Source organism: Shewanella sp. SR43-4, assembly GCF_014163845.1.
Lineage (GTDB): Bacteria > Pseudomonadota > Gammaproteobacteria > Enterobacterales > Shewanellaceae > Shewanella > Shewanella vesiculosa.
Map to the genome: position 1 here is coordinate 1 of NZ_JACJEB010000029.1, position 14,414 is coordinate 14,414.

The window sequence follows — 14,414 nt, forward strand, 5'->3', positions numbered from 1 at the left end:
TTTACGTTTCGCTATCCGTGAAGGTGGCCGTACAGTTGGTGCAGGTGTTGTAGCTAAAATCATCGCGTAATAGCGACTTTAGTGAACACTAAAAAAGGAAGCTTAGGCTTCCTTTTTTATTTTTAAAATTTAATAATCAATGCTGGCATTCGTTCATAGAATGTGTAAAATGCGCCGCAGTTGATTGTAAAAAGACTTTTGAAGACTATTTACACAATGGGCTTGATCTTAGAAAGAAGATCTGTATAATTGCCCACTCGCTGACAAGTGTAGCGTAAATTATAATGTTTAACCAAATAGGTTACTCATTTTCACAGCGACTCCGATTGGGAGTCGAACGGTTAAATCATCTCGCTCTGCTTTTCCATTAGGAAGAAGCTAGAGGGTGATTTTTTATATGTCCATTTTAGGAGCTCTGGTCAATGCAGAACCAAAGAATCCGTATCCGCTTGAAAGGCTTTGATCATCGTTTAATTGATCAGTCTACAGCGGAAATCGTTGAAACTGCTAAGCGTACAGGCGCGCAGGTTCGTGGTCCAATTCCACTACCTACTCGCAAAGAGCGTTATACCGTTTTGATCTCTCCGCACGTTAATAAAGATGCTCGTGATCAGTACGAAATTCGTACCCACAAGCGTTTAGTTGACATCGTAGAGCCAACAGAAAAGACTGTAGACGCGTTAATGCGTTTAGATCTTGCGGCTGGTGTCGACGTTCAGATTAGCTTAGGTTAATTGAGATCCTTAGAAGAGGTTTGAGAGATGGCTATCGGTCTTATTGGTCGTAAAGTGGGTATGACTCGCATCTTCACTGAAGATGGTACGTCAATCCCTGTAACAGTAATCGAGATTGCAGGCAACCGTGTTACTCAAGTGAAAACTTTAGAAACTGACGGTTACCGTGCACTTCAAGTGACTACTGGTACCAAAAAAGCCAATCGCATCACTAAAGCAGAAGCAGGTCACTTTGCCAAGGGCGGCGTAGAAGCCGGTCGTGGTTTGTGGGAAATGCGTTTAGCAGATGGTGAAGGCGAAGGCATTGAAGTTGGTGCTGAAATTAATGTTGATATTTTCGCTGAGACAGTGAAAGTAGACGTTACTGGTCAATCTAAAGGTAAAGGCTTCCAAGGCGGTGTTAAGCGTTGGAATTTCCGTACTCAAGATATGACACATGGTAACTCTTTGGCACACCGTTCGAATGGTTCTATCGGTCAGAACCAAACGCCTGGTCGTGTATTCAAAGGCAAGAAAATGTCAGGCCATATGGGTGCTGAGCAAGTAACAACTCAGAATCTACACGTAGTACGTGTTGATGCAGAGCGTAACTTGTTGTTAGTACGCGGCGCAGTTCCAGGCGCTACCAATGGTGACTTGATTATCAAGCCAGCAGTTAAAGCTTAAGGTCTGAGGAGATAGTAATGGAATTGGTATTGAAAGACGCCCAGAGCGCTCTTGAAGTTTCCGAAACTACCTTCGGCCGTGACTTTAACGAGGCATTGGTTCATCAGGTAGTTGTAGCATATGCTGCAAACGCGCGTCAGGGCACTCGTGCTCAAAAGACTCGTGCGGAAGTAACTGGCTCAGGCAAAAAGCCTTGGCGCCAGAAAGGCACAGGCCGCGCTCGTGCCGGTAGTGTTAAAGGCCCAATCTGGCGTGGCGGTGGCGTAACATTCGCTGCTAAAACACAAGATCACAGCCAAAAAGTTAACAAGAAGATGTACCGTGGTGCTCTAAAGAGCATTTTCTCTGAATTGGTACGTCAAGAGCGTTTAGTTGTTGTTGAATCGTTTGGTGTTGAAGCTCCTAAAACTAAAGAGCTGAAAGCTAAACTGAAAGCAATGAACTTAGAAGACGTTCTAATTGTTACTGCAGAAGTTGATGAGAATTTATTCTTAGCAGCTCGCAACTTATACAAAGTTGACGTGCGTGACGTAGCGGGTCTTGACCCAGTTAGTCTAATCGCATTCAACACTGTTCTTGTTACTGCTGATGCAGTGAAGCAAATCGAGGAGATGCTAGCATGATCCGCGAAGAACGTTTGCTAAAAGTTATTCTTGGTCCACATATCTCTGAAAAGAGTACTGTGCTTGCTGAGAAAAACAACACTGTAGTTTTCCGCGTAGCCATCGATGCAACTAAAGCAGAGATTAAAGCTGCAGTAGCGAAGCTATTTGAAGTTGAAGTTGATTCTGTTCGCACTTTAGTTAATAAAGGCAAAACCAAGCGTACCGGTGGCCGTGTAGGTCGTCGTATCGATTGGAAAAAAGCTTATGTTACTTTAGCTGCTGGTGCTGAAATCGATTTCGTCGGCGGCGCTGAATAAGCAAAGGAGAATTATCATGGCAGTTATTAAGTGTAAGCCAACCTCTCCAGGTCGTCGCCACGTAGTTAAAGTGGTGAATACGGACCTGCATAAGGGTAAACCTTTTGCTGGCCTGTTGGCGAAAAAATCTAAAAGTGGTGGCCGTAATAATACTGGCCGTATCACTGTACGCCACGTAGGTGGTGGACATAAGCAGCACTATCGTATTGTTGACTTTAAACGCAACAAAGATGGTATCCCTGCGAAAGTTGAACGTCTTGAATACGATCCAAACCGTACAGCGCACATTGCGTTAGTACTGTATGCAGATGGTGAGCGTCGTTATATTCTTGCTGCAAAAGGCATGAAAGCTGGCGACCCAATCCAGTCTGGCTTGGATGCAGAAATCAAGACTGGTAACGCTAGACCGTTACGCAACATTCCAGTAGGTAGTGTTGTACACGCTGTCGAAATGAAGCCTGGTAAAGGCGCTCAAATCGCACGTTCAGCTGGTGCTTATGTACAAGTTGTTGCTCGTGATGGTGCTTATGCAACTCTACGTCTTCGCTCTGGCGAAATGCGTAAAGTTCCAGTAGATTGCCGCGCGACATTTGGTGAAGTTGGTAATGCCGAACACATGCTACGCCAGTTAGGTAAAGCAGGTGCTAAGCGCTGGAGAGGCATACGCCCTACAGTTCGCGGTGTTGCAATGAACCCAGTAGACCATCCACATGGTGGTGGTGAAGGCCGTACTTCTGGTGGACGTCATCCAGTGAGTCCATGGGGTGTGCCGACTAAGGGTTATAAAACTCGTAGCAACAAGCGCACTGATAAGTACATCGTACGTCGTCGTAATAAATAGTAAGAGGATTCGCCATGCCACGTTCTCTCAAGAAAGGTCCCTTCATTGACCTGCACTTGCTGAAGAAGGTAGAGAAAGCGATGGAAGCGGGAGACAAAAAGCCAATTAAGACTTGGTCTCGTCGCTCAATGATCATCCCTAATATGATTGGGTTGACCATCGCTGTCCATAATGGTCGTCAGCACGTACCTGTGTTCGTAACTGACGAAATGATCGGCCACAAGCTTGGTGAATTTTCACCAACTCGCACTTATCGCGGCCATGCTGCAGATAAGAAAGCGAAGAAGCGTTAATACGGGAGGAATAAGATGGAAGTTTTAGCTAAACATCGTTTTGCTCGTACGTCTGCGCAGAAGGCCCGTCTAGTTGCTGATCAAATTCGCGGATTGCCTGTTTCTAAGGCGCTCGAGATTTTGACATTCAGCCCCAAGAAAGCCGCCGTACTAGTAAAAAAAGTACTTGACTCAGCTATCGCAAACGCCGAACACAACGAAGGTGCTGACATTGATGAGCTTAAAGTTGGAGCCGTCTTCGTAGATGAAGGCCCAACAATGAAGCGTATCATGCCACGTGCTAAAGGCCGCGCTGATCGTATCATGAAGCGTACCAGCCACATTACTGTGGTTGTAGCAGATCGCTAGGAGAAGAGAGCAATGGGACAGAAAGTACATCCTAATGGTATCCGTCTGGGTATCACTAAGCCTTGGATCTCTACCTGGTACGCAGATAAGTCAGACTATGCAAATAATCTGAACAGCGACTGGGAAGTGCGTCAATATTTAACTGAAAAGTTAAAAGCCGCATCAGTATCTAAGATTGTCATTGAACGCCCAGCGAAAAGCATCCGCGTTACCATTCACACTGCCCGTCCAGGTATTGTGATTGGTAAGAAAGGTGAAGACGTTGAAGTATTACGTGCACATGTGTCTAAAATCACTGGCACTACTGCTCAAATCAACATCGCTGAGATCCGTAAGCCTGAATTAGACGCTAAGCTCGTTGCTGACTCTATTGCTCAGCAGTTAGAGCGTCGTGTTATGTTCCGTCGTGCTATGAAGCGCGCAGTTCAAAACGCAATGCGCATTGGTGCTCAAGGTATCAAAGTTCAAGTGAGCGGCCGTTTAGGCGGCGCAGAAATCGCGCGTGCAGAATGGTATCGTGAAGGTCGTGTACCTTTGCATACTTTGCGTGCTGATATCGACTATTCAACCGCAGAAAGTCACACGCAGTATGGTGTGATTGGTATTAAAGTTTGGATCTTCAAAGGCGAAGTTCTAGATGGTTTAATTCCAGCTATTGAAGAGCCGAAGCAGCAACCTAAGCGTAAGCCTCGTGGTAAATAGGAGAAACTTTTATGCTGCAACCTAAACGTATGAAGTTTCGCAAGATGTTCAAGGGCCGCAACCGCGGTCTAGCGAACGGTACTGAAGTTAGCTTTGGTACTTTCGGTTTGAAAGCAGTCGGCCGTGGCCGTTTAACTGCACGTCAAATTGAATCTGCACGTCGTGCCATGACACGTCATGTTAAACGTCAAGGACAAATTTGGATTCGAGTTTTCCCTGACAAGCCAATTACCTCTAAGCCTCTTGAAGTGCGTATGGGTAAAGGTAAAGGTAACGTTGAATACTGGGTATGTCAGATTCAACCTGGTAAGGTTCTTTATGAGATGGGTGGTGTTCCTGAATCGTTGGCTCGTGAAGCCTTCGCTTTAGCTTCTGCTAAACTTCCTCTGAAGACTACCTTCGTAACTAAGACGGTGATGTAATGAAAGCGAGCGAACTAAGAGAAAAGAGCGTTGAAGAACTTAACGCTGAATTACTTGGTCTGCTGCGTGAGCAGTTTAACCTGCGTATGCAACACGCTACTGGTCAGTTGACTCAAACGAATCAGTTGAAACTAGTGCGTCGTAACATTGCACGTGTTAAGACCATTATTACTTCTAAGGCAGGTGCGTAATGTCTGATAAAATCCGTACTTTGCAAGGTAAAGTAATTAGCAACAAAATGGACAAGTCTATTACTGTTGCTATTGAGCGCCAAGTGAAACATCCTATTTATGGGAAGTACATTAAGCGTACTACTAAGATCCATGCACATGACGAAACTAATCAGTGTAATGAAGGCGATTTCGTGGCTATTAGCCAGTGCCGCCCTCTATCTAAGACTAAGTCTTGGACACTAGCTGAAGTAGTAACAAAAGCCTAATTTTTATTAGGTTAACGTAAACGGCTCCAGCATTTGGGGCCGTTTGTATTTTTTGCTATGCATTCCAAAAATGTGTGTTATACTTGCGCGCCAATTTTGAGTAAATTATTGCTTGATTTTGGTTCAAAATATACTCCCATAGTGGGATTGTGTAGTAACGATAGCGGAGCACTTGAAATGATCCAAATGCAATCGACTCTAGACGTCGCATGTAACAGCGGCGCACGCAGAGTTCAGTGTATTAAGGTCTTGGGTGGCTCTCATCGTCGTTATGCCGGTATCGGCGACATTATCAAAGTTTCTGTTAAAGAAGCGATTCCTCGCGCTAAAGCGAAGAAAGGTGATGTATATAACGCGGTGGTAGTCCGTACTAAGAAAGGCGTACGTCGTCCAGACGGTTCTGTCATTCGCTTCGATCGGAATGCAGCGGTATTGCTTAACGCAAACCTTGCACCGATTGGTACTCGTATCTTTGGCCCAGTGACACGTGAATTGCGTAATGATAAATTCATGAAAATTGTCTCGCTGGCACCAGAAGTACTGTAAGGAGCTTCAAATGGCAGCTAAAATCCGTCGTGAAGACGAAGTAATTATATTAGCAGGTAAAGACAAGGGTAGCCGCGGTAAGGTTTCTCAAGTTCTACCTACTGGTAAGTTAATTGTTGAAGGCCTCAATCTTGTTAAAAAGCACCAGAAACCTAACCCTCAATTGGGTGTGACTGGCGGCGTTATCGAGAAAGAAGCACCGATTCAAACATCAAACGTTGCGATCTTTAACCAAGCCACAGGCAAGGCAGATCGTGTTGGTTTCCGATTTGAAAACGGCCAAAAAGTCCGTTTCTTTAAGTCGAACAGCGAACTCGTTAAGTAATTTGGAGTAAACGATGGCGAAACTGCATGATAAATATCAAGAGACTGTAGTCGCTGAACTAGCTAAAAAGTTCGGTTACAGCAGTGTCATGCAAGTCCCTCGGATTGAAAAAATCACCCTAAACATGGGTGTGGGCGAAGCTGTTGCAGATAAGAAAGTTATGGAGCATGCGCTCCGTGACATGACTGCAATCGCTGGCCAGAAACCAATTGTAACTGTTGCTCGTAAATCAGTTGCTGGTTTTAAAATCCGTGAAGGCTACCCTATTGGCTGTAAAGTGACCCTACGCGGTGAGCGTATGTGGGAATTTTTAGAGCGTTTAGTTGACATTGCAATACCACGTATTCGTGATTTCCGTGGCTTAAGCGCAAAAGCGTTTGACGGTCGTGGTAACTACGCAATGGGCGTGCGTGAGCAGATCATCTTCCCAGAAATCGATTATGATAAAATCGATAAAATTCGTGGTATGGATATTGTTATCACTACTACTGCGAAGAATGATGAAGAAGGTCGTGCTTTGTTAGACGCTTTTAACTTCCCATTCAAGAAATAAGGGTAGCATAATGGCAAAAACATCTATGAAAGCACGTGAAGCAAAACGTGCGCAGCTCGTAGCTAAATATGCTGAAAAGCGTTTAGCACTTAAGGCTATAATCAGCAGCCCTGCAACTTCTGAAGAAGATCGTTGGGATGCCGTACTTAAGTTACAAGCTCTACCACGTGATTCTAGCGCTGCGCGTCAACGCAACCGCTGTAATCAAACTGGTCGCCCACATGGTTTCCTACGTAAATTCGGCTTAAGCCGTATTAAATTACGTGAAGCAACCATGCGTGGTGAAGTTCCTGGTCTGCGTAAGGCCAGCTGGTAAGCACTTGTCACGGAGTAAGCTAATATGAGCATGCAAGATCCTATTGCGGATATGTTAACCCGTATTCGTAACGGCCAAGCTGCTAACCACGTATCTGTTAAGATGCCTTCAGCTAAGTTAAAAGTAGCAATTGCGAAATTACTTAAAGATGAAGGTTTCATTACTGAATACGCCGTAGCAGATGAAGCTAAGCCTGAATTAGAAATTACATTAAAGTACTTTCAAGGCAAACCAGTCGTTGAGACTATCCAGCGTGTAAGTCGCCCTGGTCTTCGTATTTACAAAGGTAAAGACGAGTTACCAAAGGTGATGGGCGGTCTGGGTATCGCAATTGTGTCCACTTCTAAAGGCTTGATGACTGATCGCGCCGCCCGCCAAAATGGCACGGGTGGCGAGGTTATCTGCTACGTAGCGTAAGGAGCTAGAAATGTCTCGTGTTGCAAAAGCACCAGTCACTGTTCCTGCTGGCGTAGAGGTGACTTTAAACGAACAGACCTTAACTGTTAAAGGCAGTAAAGGAAGTCTGACTCGAGTAATCAACAATGCGGTAAATGTTGTTATCGAAGATGCAGAAGTAAAGTTCCTACCTGTCGAAGGCGTTGCTAACGCTTGGGCTCAGGCTGGTACTGCACGTGCACTAGTAAACAATATGGTTGTTGGTGTATCTCAAGGTTTTGTGAAAAAACTTAAACTAGTTGGTGTAGGTTACCGTGCAAAGATTGCTGGTAGTGACTTAGATTTAACATTAGGTTTCTCACATCCATTAGTACACAAACTGCCCGCAGGCGTTACTGCAGAGTGTCCTAGCCAAACTGAAATCGTGCTTTCGGGCGTCGATAAACAAGAAGTTGGTCAGGTTGCTGCTGTCATTCGCGGATACCGTCCACCAGAGCCTTACAAAGGCAAGGGTGTTCGTTATGACGACGAAGTAGTACGCCGTAAAGAGGCTAAGAAGAAGTAGGTAACGCGATATGGATAAGAAAACATCTCGCTTACGTCGCGCGTTACGTGCACGTAAGAAGATCCAAGAGCTGGGCGTGAATCGTCTGGTTGTACATCGTACACCGCGTCACATTTATGCTCAGGTGATTAATCCTGAAGCTCAGGTGTTGGCAGTTGCTTCAACCGTTGAAAAAGCGGTTAAAGAGCTACTAAAGAGTACCGGTAACGTTGATGCGGCTAAAGCAGTAGGTAAAATTGTTGCTGAGCGTGCGATCGAGAAGGGCGTAGCAACAGTTGCGTTCGACCGTTCTGGTTTCAAGTATCATGGTCGTGTAGCTGCACTAGCAGATGCCGCTCGTGAAGCTGGCCTGAAGTTCTAAGGGGTTATAAAAATGGCTAAATTAGAAGCTCAGCAAAAAGACGATCTGCAAGAGAAATTGATTGCAGTTAATCGTGTTTCTAAAGTAGTTAAAGGCGGTCGTATCTTTAGCTTCACTGCACTAACAGTTGTGGGTGATGGTAATGGTAAGATCGGCTATGGCTATGGTAAAGCGCGTGAAGTTCCAGCTGCTATTCAAAAAGCAATGGAAAAAGCCCGTCGAAATATGGTAACCGTGGAGTTGAATGCAGGTACTTTGCATCACCCAGTTAAAGGTCGCCATACTGGTTCTAAAGTTTATATGCAACCAGCATCACAGGGTACCGGTATTATTGCCGGAGGCGCAATGCGTGCCGTATTGGAAGTAGCAGGCGTTCATAACGTTCTGTCAAAAGCATACGGTTCTACTAACCCGATCAACATCGTTCGCGCAACTGTCGATGCGTTGGTGCACATGAAGTCACCAGCTCAAATCGCAGCAAAACGTGGCCTGAATGTTGATGAAATTCGGGGGTAATGCACCATGGCTACTAAAACTTTAAAAGTCACACAGACTAAAAGCAGCATTGGTCGTTTACCAAAACACCGTGCAACCTTAACCGGTTTAGGCCTACGCCGCATTAATCACACTGTTGAAGTTGAAGATACACCTTCAGTTCGCGGTATGATTAACAAGGTGTACTACATGGTTTCGGTGGAGGAATTAGGATAATGCGTCTAAATACTCTATCTCCAGCAGCAGGTTCTAAATCTGCTCCTAAGCGTGTAGGCCGTGGTATCGGTTCAGGTTTAGGTAAAACAGCGGGTCGTGGCCATAAAGGTCAGAAGTCTCGTTCAGGCGGCGGTGTTCGCGTCGGTTTCGAGGGTGGTCAAATGCCACTTAAGATTCGTTTACCTAAGTTTGGCTTTACTTCGCGTCGCGCTTTGGTTACAGCTGAAGTTCGTGTACTCGAACTAGCAAAAGTTAACGGTGATGTTGTCGATTTGAATGCACTGAAAGATGCGAACGTTATTACTCGCAACATCCAGTTTGCGAAAATCGTTCTTTCAGGTACCATTGACCGCCCAGTGACTGTAAAAGGTCTCAAGGTAACTAAAGGTGCTCGTGCAGCTATTGAAGCTGCCGGTGGCAAGATCGAGGAATAATACGTCGATGGCAAAACCAGGACTTGATTTAAAAAGCGCGAAAGGCGGTTTATCTGAATTGAAAACTCGTCTTCTGTTCGTGATTGGTGCGATTATCGTCTTTAGAGCCGGTTCGTTTGTGCCAATTCCTGGTATTGACGCAGCTGTATTGGCAGAGCTTTTTGCTCAGCAAAAAGATACCATCCTTGGCATGTTTAACATGTTCTCGGGTGGTGCTTTAGAGCGTGCTTCTATCTTCGCATTAGGTATCATGCCGTATATTTCGGCATCGATTATTATGCAGTTATTGACTGTTGTGCATCCTGCACTCGCTGAATTGAAAAAAGAAGGCGAATCAGGACGTAAGAAAATCAGTCAATATACTAGATATGGCACACTCGTGTTGGGTACTTTGCAATCTGTCGGTATTGCAACAGGGTTACCAAATCTGATGCCTGGTCTTGTGGCCAATCCCGGATTTGGTTTTTACTTTGTTGCAGTTGTGAGCTTAGTTACAGGAACTATGTTCCTAATGTGGTTAGGTGAGCAAATTACCGAACGTGGTATTGGTAATGGTATCTCGATATTAATTTTCGCAGGTATTGTTGCTGGTCTACCATCGGCCATCGGTTCAACAGCCGAGCAGGCGCGTCAAGGTGACATGAATGTATTAGTACTACTGTTGCTCGCAGTTATCGTATTTGCTGTAACCTATTTAGTAGTGTTTGTGGAACGTGGTCAACGTCGTATCGTCGTTAACTACGCTAAGCGTCAACAAGGCCGTAAGGTCTTCGCAGCGCAAAGCACCCACTTACCTTTAAAAATAAATATGGCAGGTGTGATTCCACCAATTTTTGCTTCCAGCATTATTTTGTTTCCAGGCACACTGGCTCAGTGGTTTGGTCAAAATGAGTCCATGTCATGGTTAAGCGATTTCGCTTTAGCTGTGTCACCTGGACAACCGCTGTATTCATTATTGTATGCGACAGCAATCATCTTTTTCTGTTTCTTCTATACTGCGTTGGTTTTTAACCCTCGCGAAACAGCGGATAATTTGAAAAAGAGTGGTGCATTCATTCCTGGGATCCGTCCCGGAGAACAGACTTCGCGTTACATTGATAAAGTAATGACACGTTTAACCCTAGCGGGTGCGTTATACATTACCTTTATCTGCTTAATTCCGGAGTTCATGTTAATTGCGTGGAAAGTACAGTTCTATTTTGGCGGTACTTCACTACTAATTATTGTAGTCGTAATCATGGACTTCATGGCTCAGGTTCAGACCCATATGATGTCTCATCAGTATGAGTCTGTGATGAAGAAAGCTAATCTCGTTAACAAAGCAAACTTAGATCGCTTTGGAAAATAAGATTGCTTTTACGGAGTGATGAAATGAAAGTTCGAGCTTCCGTGAAGAAGATCTGCCGTAATTGCAAGATCGTCAAGCGTAGTGGTGTTGTACGTGTGATTTGTGTTGAACCAAAACACAAACAACGTCAAGGCTAAGAAAGAAGTTTGGTCAGCTCAATAATGGGCTGACCAAAATATTGTTTGCAAATCTGTCGTCTGTCGAGTATCCTTTCGGGCTTTTCGCAGATGGCCTTTAACTTTAAGGAGTGCATAGTGGCCCGTATCGCTGGCATTAACATTCCTGATCAAAAGCATACAGTCATTGCTTTGACTGCTATTTTTGGTATTGGACGTACACGCGCTAGAGCAATCTGCGCATCTACTTCAATTGCTGAAGATGCTAAGATCAAGGAATTGAGCGAAGCTCAAATAGATATCCTACGCGAAGAAGTCGCCAAATACACTGTAGAAGGTGACTTGCGTCGTGAGATTTCAATGAACATCAAGCGTCTTATGGATCTTGGTTGTTATCGTGGTCTCCGCCATCGTCGTAGCCTGCCCCTTCGTGGGCAACGTACTAAGACCAATGCGCGCACGCGTAAAGGTCCACGTAAGCCAATCAGAAAGTAACGGGAAGGTAAACCAAAATGGCTAAAGTTCCGTCACGTTCTCCGCGTAAGCGCGTACGTAAACAGGTTGCAGATGGCATGGCTCATATCCATGCGTCTTTCAACAACACAATTGTCACCATTACAGATCGTCAAGGTAATGCGTTGTCATGGGCTACCTCAGGTGGTTCTGGTTTCCGTGGTTCACGTAAATCAACACCATTCGCTGCACAGGTTGCTGCTGAGCGTGCAGGTATTGCTGCTCAAGACTACGGTGTTAAAAACCTTGAAGTTTTCGTGAAGGGTCCTGGTCCAGGTCGTGAATCAGCCATTCGTGCGCTGAACGCTGTTGGTTATAAAATTACTAACATTACCGATGTGACACCTATCCCTCATAATGGCTGTCGTCCACCTAAAAAACGTCGTGTATAACACTGCGTTTATAGGATAGTTGGAGAAAGATCATGGCAAGATACTTGGGTCCCAAGCTCAAGCTCAGCCGCAGAGAAGGTACAGACCTTTTCCTAAAAAGCGGTGTGAGAGCAATCGATTCGAAGTGTAAGCTAGAAACTGCACCTGGACAACATGGCGCACGTAAGCCACGTTTGTCTGAGTATGGTATTCAGTTACGCGAGAAACAAAAAGTTCGTCGTATTTATGGTGTGCTAGAAAAGCAATTCCGTAACTACTACAAAGAAGCTGCACGTCTAAAAGGCAACACTGGTGAAAACTTGTTGCAACTTTTAGAAGTCCGCCTAGATAACGTCGTTTATCGTATGGGTTTCGGTTCTACTCGTGCAGAATCACGTCAGCTAGTAAGCCATAAATCTGTTATGGTTAACGGTCGTGTTGTTAACATTCCGTCATTCAAAGTGTCTGCGAATGATGTTGTAAGCATCCGTGAAAAGTCACGTACTCAAGCTCGTATTAAAGCGGCTTTAGAAGTGTCTGGACAACGCGAAAAGCCTACATGGGTAGAAGTCGACAATGCGAAAATGGAAGGTGCTTTTAAGCGCGTTCCAGAACGTAGCGATTTGTCTGCGGATATTAACGAACAGCTGATCGTCGAGCTTTACTCTAAGTAAAGCTAACAAACAAGAGAGGACACAATGCAGGGTTCTGTTACAGAATTTCTTAAACCGCGTCTCGTTGATATTGAGCAGGTTAATTCAACTCGCGCCAAAGTTACACTAGAGCCACTAGAACGTGGTTTTGGCCATACCTTAGGTAACGCGTTGCGTCGCATCCTATTGTCGTCTATGCCTGGCTGTGCAGTTACTGAAGTCGAAATTGACGGAGTATTGCATGAATACAGCAGTAAGGAAGGCGTACAAGAAGATATCCTTGAGATATTGCTTAATCTTAAAGGATTAGCAGTGACCATCGAGGGTAAAGACGAGGCTTTGCTTACATTAAGCAAGTCCGGCACAGGCCCTGTTACAGCAGCAGATATCACGCATGATGGTGATGTTACCATCGTGAATCCTGATCATGTTATCTGTCACTTGACTGGTAACAATGATATCAGCATGCGTATCCGCGTTGAGCGTGGTCGTGGTTATGTGCCTGCTTCGGCTCGTGCACAAACTGAAGACGATGATCGCCCAATTGGTCGTTTGCTGGTTGATGCTTCTTTTTCACCTGTAGCTCGCATTGCTTATAATGTTGAAGCTGCTCGTGTTGAACAGCGTACTGACTTAGACAAACTTGTGATAGATATGACCACAAACGGTACTATCGATCCTGAGGAAGCCATTCGTCGTTCTGCAACTATTTTAGCTGAACAGCTAGATGCGTTTGTTGAACTACGTGATGTGACTGAGCAGGCTGTTGTAGAAGAGAAACCGGAGTTCGATCCGATTTTGCTGCGTCCTGTCGACGATTTAGAGCTAACTGTACGTTCGGCTAACTGTTTAAAAGCCGAAGCGATTCATTACATCGGAGATCTGGTACAACGCACTGAAGTTGAGTTGCTTAAGACCCCTAACTTAGGTAAGAAATCTCTTACTGAAATTAAGGATGTTTTAGCGTCTCGCGGACTGTCGTTAGGTATGCGTCTAGAAAACTGGCCACCGGCTAGTTTAGCTGACGACCTATAAGTCTCAGGTTAGTACAGATTTAGGTTATAAGGATTAGGTCATGCGCCATCGTAAGAGTGGTCGTCAACTAAACCGCAACAGCAGTCATCGCCAAGCTATGTTCCGTAACATGGCTTGTTCAATAGTTCGTCATGAGATTATCAAGACAACTGTTGCTAAAGCGAAAGAACTGCGTCGCGTTGTTGAACCTCTAATAACACTTGCTAAAGTTGACAGCGTTGCAAATCGCCGTTTAGCTTTCGCTCGTACCCGCGACGCTGAAGTTGTAGGTAAGTTATTTACTGAATTGGGTCCACGCTTCCAGGAACGTCCTGGTGGTTACACTCGTATTCTAAAGTGCGGTCTACGTACCGGTGATAAAGCCCCAATGGCTTACATCGAATTAGTAGGTCGTCCTGAAGCTGCTGAAGCTGTTGAAGTCGAAGCTGCTGAGTAATTAGTTACTCATCGAAAAAACCGAGCCTAGGCTCGGTTTTTTTTACTTTTTTTTGCCTGATTTTATTTTCCAATACTTGCTAGAGTTTGGTTACAAGTTTAAGATTCTCAGCACTTCACGTTGTTCATTTCTTAAAATAAACTTTTTAGTCTTTTGCTACGACACTTCTGCATTCAATACTTCCTGCGATTTAGTGGCATACACCTACTAAGTTTATATCTTGCTTAGCTTATGGGTGCCTGAGCAATCAGAAAGTCATATCCCACTATGTTAGGACATAATCAATGTGCGGTAATTTCACCCTGATATCTGTGAGAAATTCGTTTTGTTTTACGCTTTTTATTGATTTATCTCTCGATGTTATTAGT

The 14,414-nt window shown here is 44.7% G+C and carries 29 protein-coding genes; all 29 read left to right on the plus strand.

The genetic code is table 11. The features are described from left to right. The coding region (locus H5123_RS19735) for a hypothetical protein (RefSeq protein WP_198552046.1) at nucleotides 1-70 on the plus strand (70 nt) is incomplete at its 5' end. A gap of 352 nt (nucleotides 71-422) precedes the next feature. Beyond that, nucleotides 423-734, plus strand: coding sequence for a 30S ribosomal protein S10 (gene rpsJ, locus H5123_RS19740; protein WP_011635639.1), 312 nt, complete (start codon nucleotides 423-425; stop codon nucleotides 732-734). Between the two features lie 27 nt (nucleotides 735-761). Then, a complete protein-coding gene (rplC, locus tag H5123_RS19745; protein WP_101033710.1) occupies nucleotides 762-1,400 on the plus strand; it encodes a 50S ribosomal protein L3 in 639 nt (212 codons plus the stop codon). Between the two features lie 17 nt (nucleotides 1,401-1,417). Continuing rightward, on the plus strand, nucleotides 1,418-2,023 hold the full coding sequence (gene rplD / locus H5123_RS19750) for a 50S ribosomal protein L4 (RefSeq protein WP_011635641.1): 606 nt from the start codon (nucleotides 1,418-1,420) through the stop codon (nucleotides 2,021-2,023). Continuing rightward, nucleotides 2,020-2,322, plus strand: a complete 303-nt coding sequence (gene rplW, locus H5123_RS19755; protein WP_011635642.1) for a 50S ribosomal protein L23 — start codon at nucleotides 2,020-2,022, stop codon at nucleotides 2,320-2,322. Before rplD ends, rplW begins: the two co-directional genes overlap by 4 nt. A gap of 16 nt (nucleotides 2,323-2,338) precedes the next feature. After that, nucleotides 2,339-3,163, plus strand: coding sequence for a 50S ribosomal protein L2 (gene rplB, locus H5123_RS19760; RefSeq protein WP_124017691.1), 825 nt, complete (start codon nucleotides 2,339-2,341; stop codon nucleotides 3,161-3,163). A 14-nt stretch (nucleotides 3,164-3,177) separates the two neighbouring features. Beyond that, complete coding sequence (gene rpsS / locus H5123_RS19765) at nucleotides 3,178-3,456, plus strand: 30S ribosomal protein S19 (protein ID WP_006083596.1); 279 nt, start codon at nucleotides 3,178-3,180, stop codon at nucleotides 3,454-3,456. 15 nt (nucleotides 3,457-3,471) lie between these two features. Further along, on the plus strand, nucleotides 3,472-3,804 hold the full coding sequence (gene rplV / locus H5123_RS19770; RefSeq protein ID WP_011635644.1) for a 50S ribosomal protein L22: 333 nt from the start codon (nucleotides 3,472-3,474) through the stop codon (nucleotides 3,802-3,804). Nucleotides 3,805-3,816: 12 nt separating this feature from the next. Continuing rightward, on the plus strand, nucleotides 3,817-4,506 hold the full coding sequence (gene rpsC / locus H5123_RS19775; protein ID WP_124017690.1) for a 30S ribosomal protein S3: 690 nt from the start codon (nucleotides 3,817-3,819) through the stop codon (nucleotides 4,504-4,506). Between the two features lie 11 nt (nucleotides 4,507-4,517). Beyond that, nucleotides 4,518-4,928 (plus strand): 50S ribosomal protein L16, encoded by a 411-nt coding sequence (rplP, locus tag H5123_RS19780; protein ID WP_124017689.1) that lies wholly within the window; start codon nucleotides 4,518-4,520, stop codon nucleotides 4,926-4,928. Next, complete coding sequence (gene rpmC / locus H5123_RS19785; protein WP_006083592.1) at nucleotides 4,928-5,119, plus strand: 50S ribosomal protein L29; 192 nt, start codon at nucleotides 4,928-4,930, stop codon at nucleotides 5,117-5,119. The genes rplP and rpmC overlap by 1 nt, the downstream gene beginning before the upstream one ends. Continuing rightward, nucleotides 5,119-5,367 (plus strand): 30S ribosomal protein S17, encoded by a 249-nt coding sequence (gene rpsQ / locus H5123_RS19790; protein WP_124017688.1) that lies wholly within the window; start codon nucleotides 5,119-5,121, stop codon nucleotides 5,365-5,367. Before rpmC ends, rpsQ begins: the two co-directional genes overlap by 1 nt. Before the next feature lie 177 nt (nucleotides 5,368-5,544). Next, nucleotides 5,545-5,913 (plus strand): 50S ribosomal protein L14, encoded by a 369-nt coding sequence (gene rplN, locus H5123_RS19795; RefSeq protein WP_011635649.1) that lies wholly within the window; start codon nucleotides 5,545-5,547, stop codon nucleotides 5,911-5,913. Nucleotides 5,914-5,923: 10 nt separating this feature from the next. Beyond that, entirely contained in the window at nucleotides 5,924-6,238 is a 315-nt protein-coding gene (rplX, locus tag H5123_RS19800; protein ID WP_124017687.1) for a 50S ribosomal protein L24, read from the plus strand. A 13-nt stretch (nucleotides 6,239-6,251) separates the two neighbouring features. Further along, nucleotides 6,252-6,791: a 50S ribosomal protein L5 gene (gene rplE, locus H5123_RS19805; protein WP_011635651.1), complete on the plus strand. Its 540-nt coding sequence runs from the start codon at nucleotides 6,252-6,254 to the stop codon at nucleotides 6,789-6,791. A 10-nt stretch (nucleotides 6,792-6,801) separates the two neighbouring features. Beyond that, the gene (rpsN, locus tag H5123_RS19810) at nucleotides 6,802-7,107 is read left to right on the plus strand and encodes a 30S ribosomal protein S14 (protein ID WP_011635652.1); all 306 of its coding nucleotides are present in this window, start codon (nucleotides 6,802-6,804) and stop codon (nucleotides 7,105-7,107) included. A gap of 24 nt (nucleotides 7,108-7,131) precedes the next feature. After that, entirely contained in the window at nucleotides 7,132-7,524 is a 393-nt protein-coding gene (gene rpsH, locus H5123_RS19815) for a 30S ribosomal protein S8 (RefSeq protein ID WP_124017686.1), read from the plus strand. Nucleotides 7,525-7,534: 10 nt separating this feature from the next. Then, nucleotides 7,535-8,068 carry a 50S ribosomal protein L6 gene (gene rplF / locus H5123_RS19820; protein WP_124017685.1) on the plus strand — a complete coding sequence of 178 codons (534 nt, stop codon included), beginning with the start codon at nucleotides 7,535-7,537 and terminating at the stop codon, nucleotides 8,066-8,068. 10 nt (nucleotides 8,069-8,078) lie between these two features. Next, nucleotides 8,079-8,429, plus strand: a complete 351-nt coding sequence (rplR, locus tag H5123_RS19825; protein ID WP_011635655.1) for a 50S ribosomal protein L18 — start codon at nucleotides 8,079-8,081, stop codon at nucleotides 8,427-8,429. Nucleotides 8,430-8,441: 12 nt separating this feature from the next. Then, nucleotides 8,442-8,945, plus strand: a complete 504-nt coding sequence (rpsE, locus tag H5123_RS19830) for a 30S ribosomal protein S5 (protein WP_011494651.1) — start codon at nucleotides 8,442-8,444, stop codon at nucleotides 8,943-8,945. A gap of 6 nt (nucleotides 8,946-8,951) precedes the next feature. Beyond that, entirely contained in the window at nucleotides 8,952-9,140 is a 189-nt protein-coding gene (gene rpmD / locus H5123_RS19835) for a 50S ribosomal protein L30 (RefSeq protein WP_011635656.1), read from the plus strand. After that, the gene (rplO, locus tag H5123_RS19840; protein WP_124017684.1) at nucleotides 9,140-9,574 is read left to right on the plus strand and encodes a 50S ribosomal protein L15; all 435 of its coding nucleotides are present in this window, start codon (nucleotides 9,140-9,142) and stop codon (nucleotides 9,572-9,574) included. Before rpmD ends, rplO begins: the two co-directional genes overlap by 1 nt. A gap of 7 nt (nucleotides 9,575-9,581) precedes the next feature. After that, nucleotides 9,582-10,922: a preprotein translocase subunit SecY gene (gene secY, locus H5123_RS19845; protein ID WP_101084805.1), complete on the plus strand. Its 1,341-nt coding sequence runs from the start codon at nucleotides 9,582-9,584 to the stop codon at nucleotides 10,920-10,922. Between the two features lie 23 nt (nucleotides 10,923-10,945). After that, nucleotides 10,946-11,059, plus strand: coding sequence for a 50S ribosomal protein L36 (gene rpmJ, locus H5123_RS19850; RefSeq protein ID WP_006083579.1), 114 nt, complete (start codon nucleotides 10,946-10,948; stop codon nucleotides 11,057-11,059). A gap of 117 nt (nucleotides 11,060-11,176) precedes the next feature. Next, complete coding sequence (gene rpsM / locus H5123_RS19855; protein ID WP_011635660.1) at nucleotides 11,177-11,533, plus strand: 30S ribosomal protein S13; 357 nt, start codon at nucleotides 11,177-11,179, stop codon at nucleotides 11,531-11,533. A gap of 17 nt (nucleotides 11,534-11,550) precedes the next feature. Then, nucleotides 11,551-11,943 carry a 30S ribosomal protein S11 gene (gene rpsK / locus H5123_RS19860; protein ID WP_011635661.1) on the plus strand — a complete coding sequence of 131 codons (393 nt, stop codon included), beginning with the start codon at nucleotides 11,551-11,553 and terminating at the stop codon, nucleotides 11,941-11,943. A 32-nt stretch (nucleotides 11,944-11,975) separates the two neighbouring features. Further along, nucleotides 11,976-12,596, plus strand: a complete 621-nt coding sequence (gene rpsD, locus H5123_RS19865; RefSeq protein ID WP_124017683.1) for a 30S ribosomal protein S4 — start codon at nucleotides 11,976-11,978, stop codon at nucleotides 12,594-12,596. A 24-nt stretch (nucleotides 12,597-12,620) separates the two neighbouring features. Further along, on the plus strand, nucleotides 12,621-13,610 hold the full coding sequence (locus H5123_RS19870; RefSeq protein ID WP_011635663.1) for a DNA-directed RNA polymerase subunit alpha: 990 nt from the start codon (nucleotides 12,621-12,623) through the stop codon (nucleotides 13,608-13,610). Between the two features lie 40 nt (nucleotides 13,611-13,650). Continuing rightward, a complete protein-coding gene (gene rplQ, locus H5123_RS19875; RefSeq protein ID WP_011635664.1) occupies nucleotides 13,651-14,046 on the plus strand; it encodes a 50S ribosomal protein L17 in 396 nt (131 codons plus the stop codon). Nucleotides 14,047-14,414 lie beyond the last annotated feature (368 nt).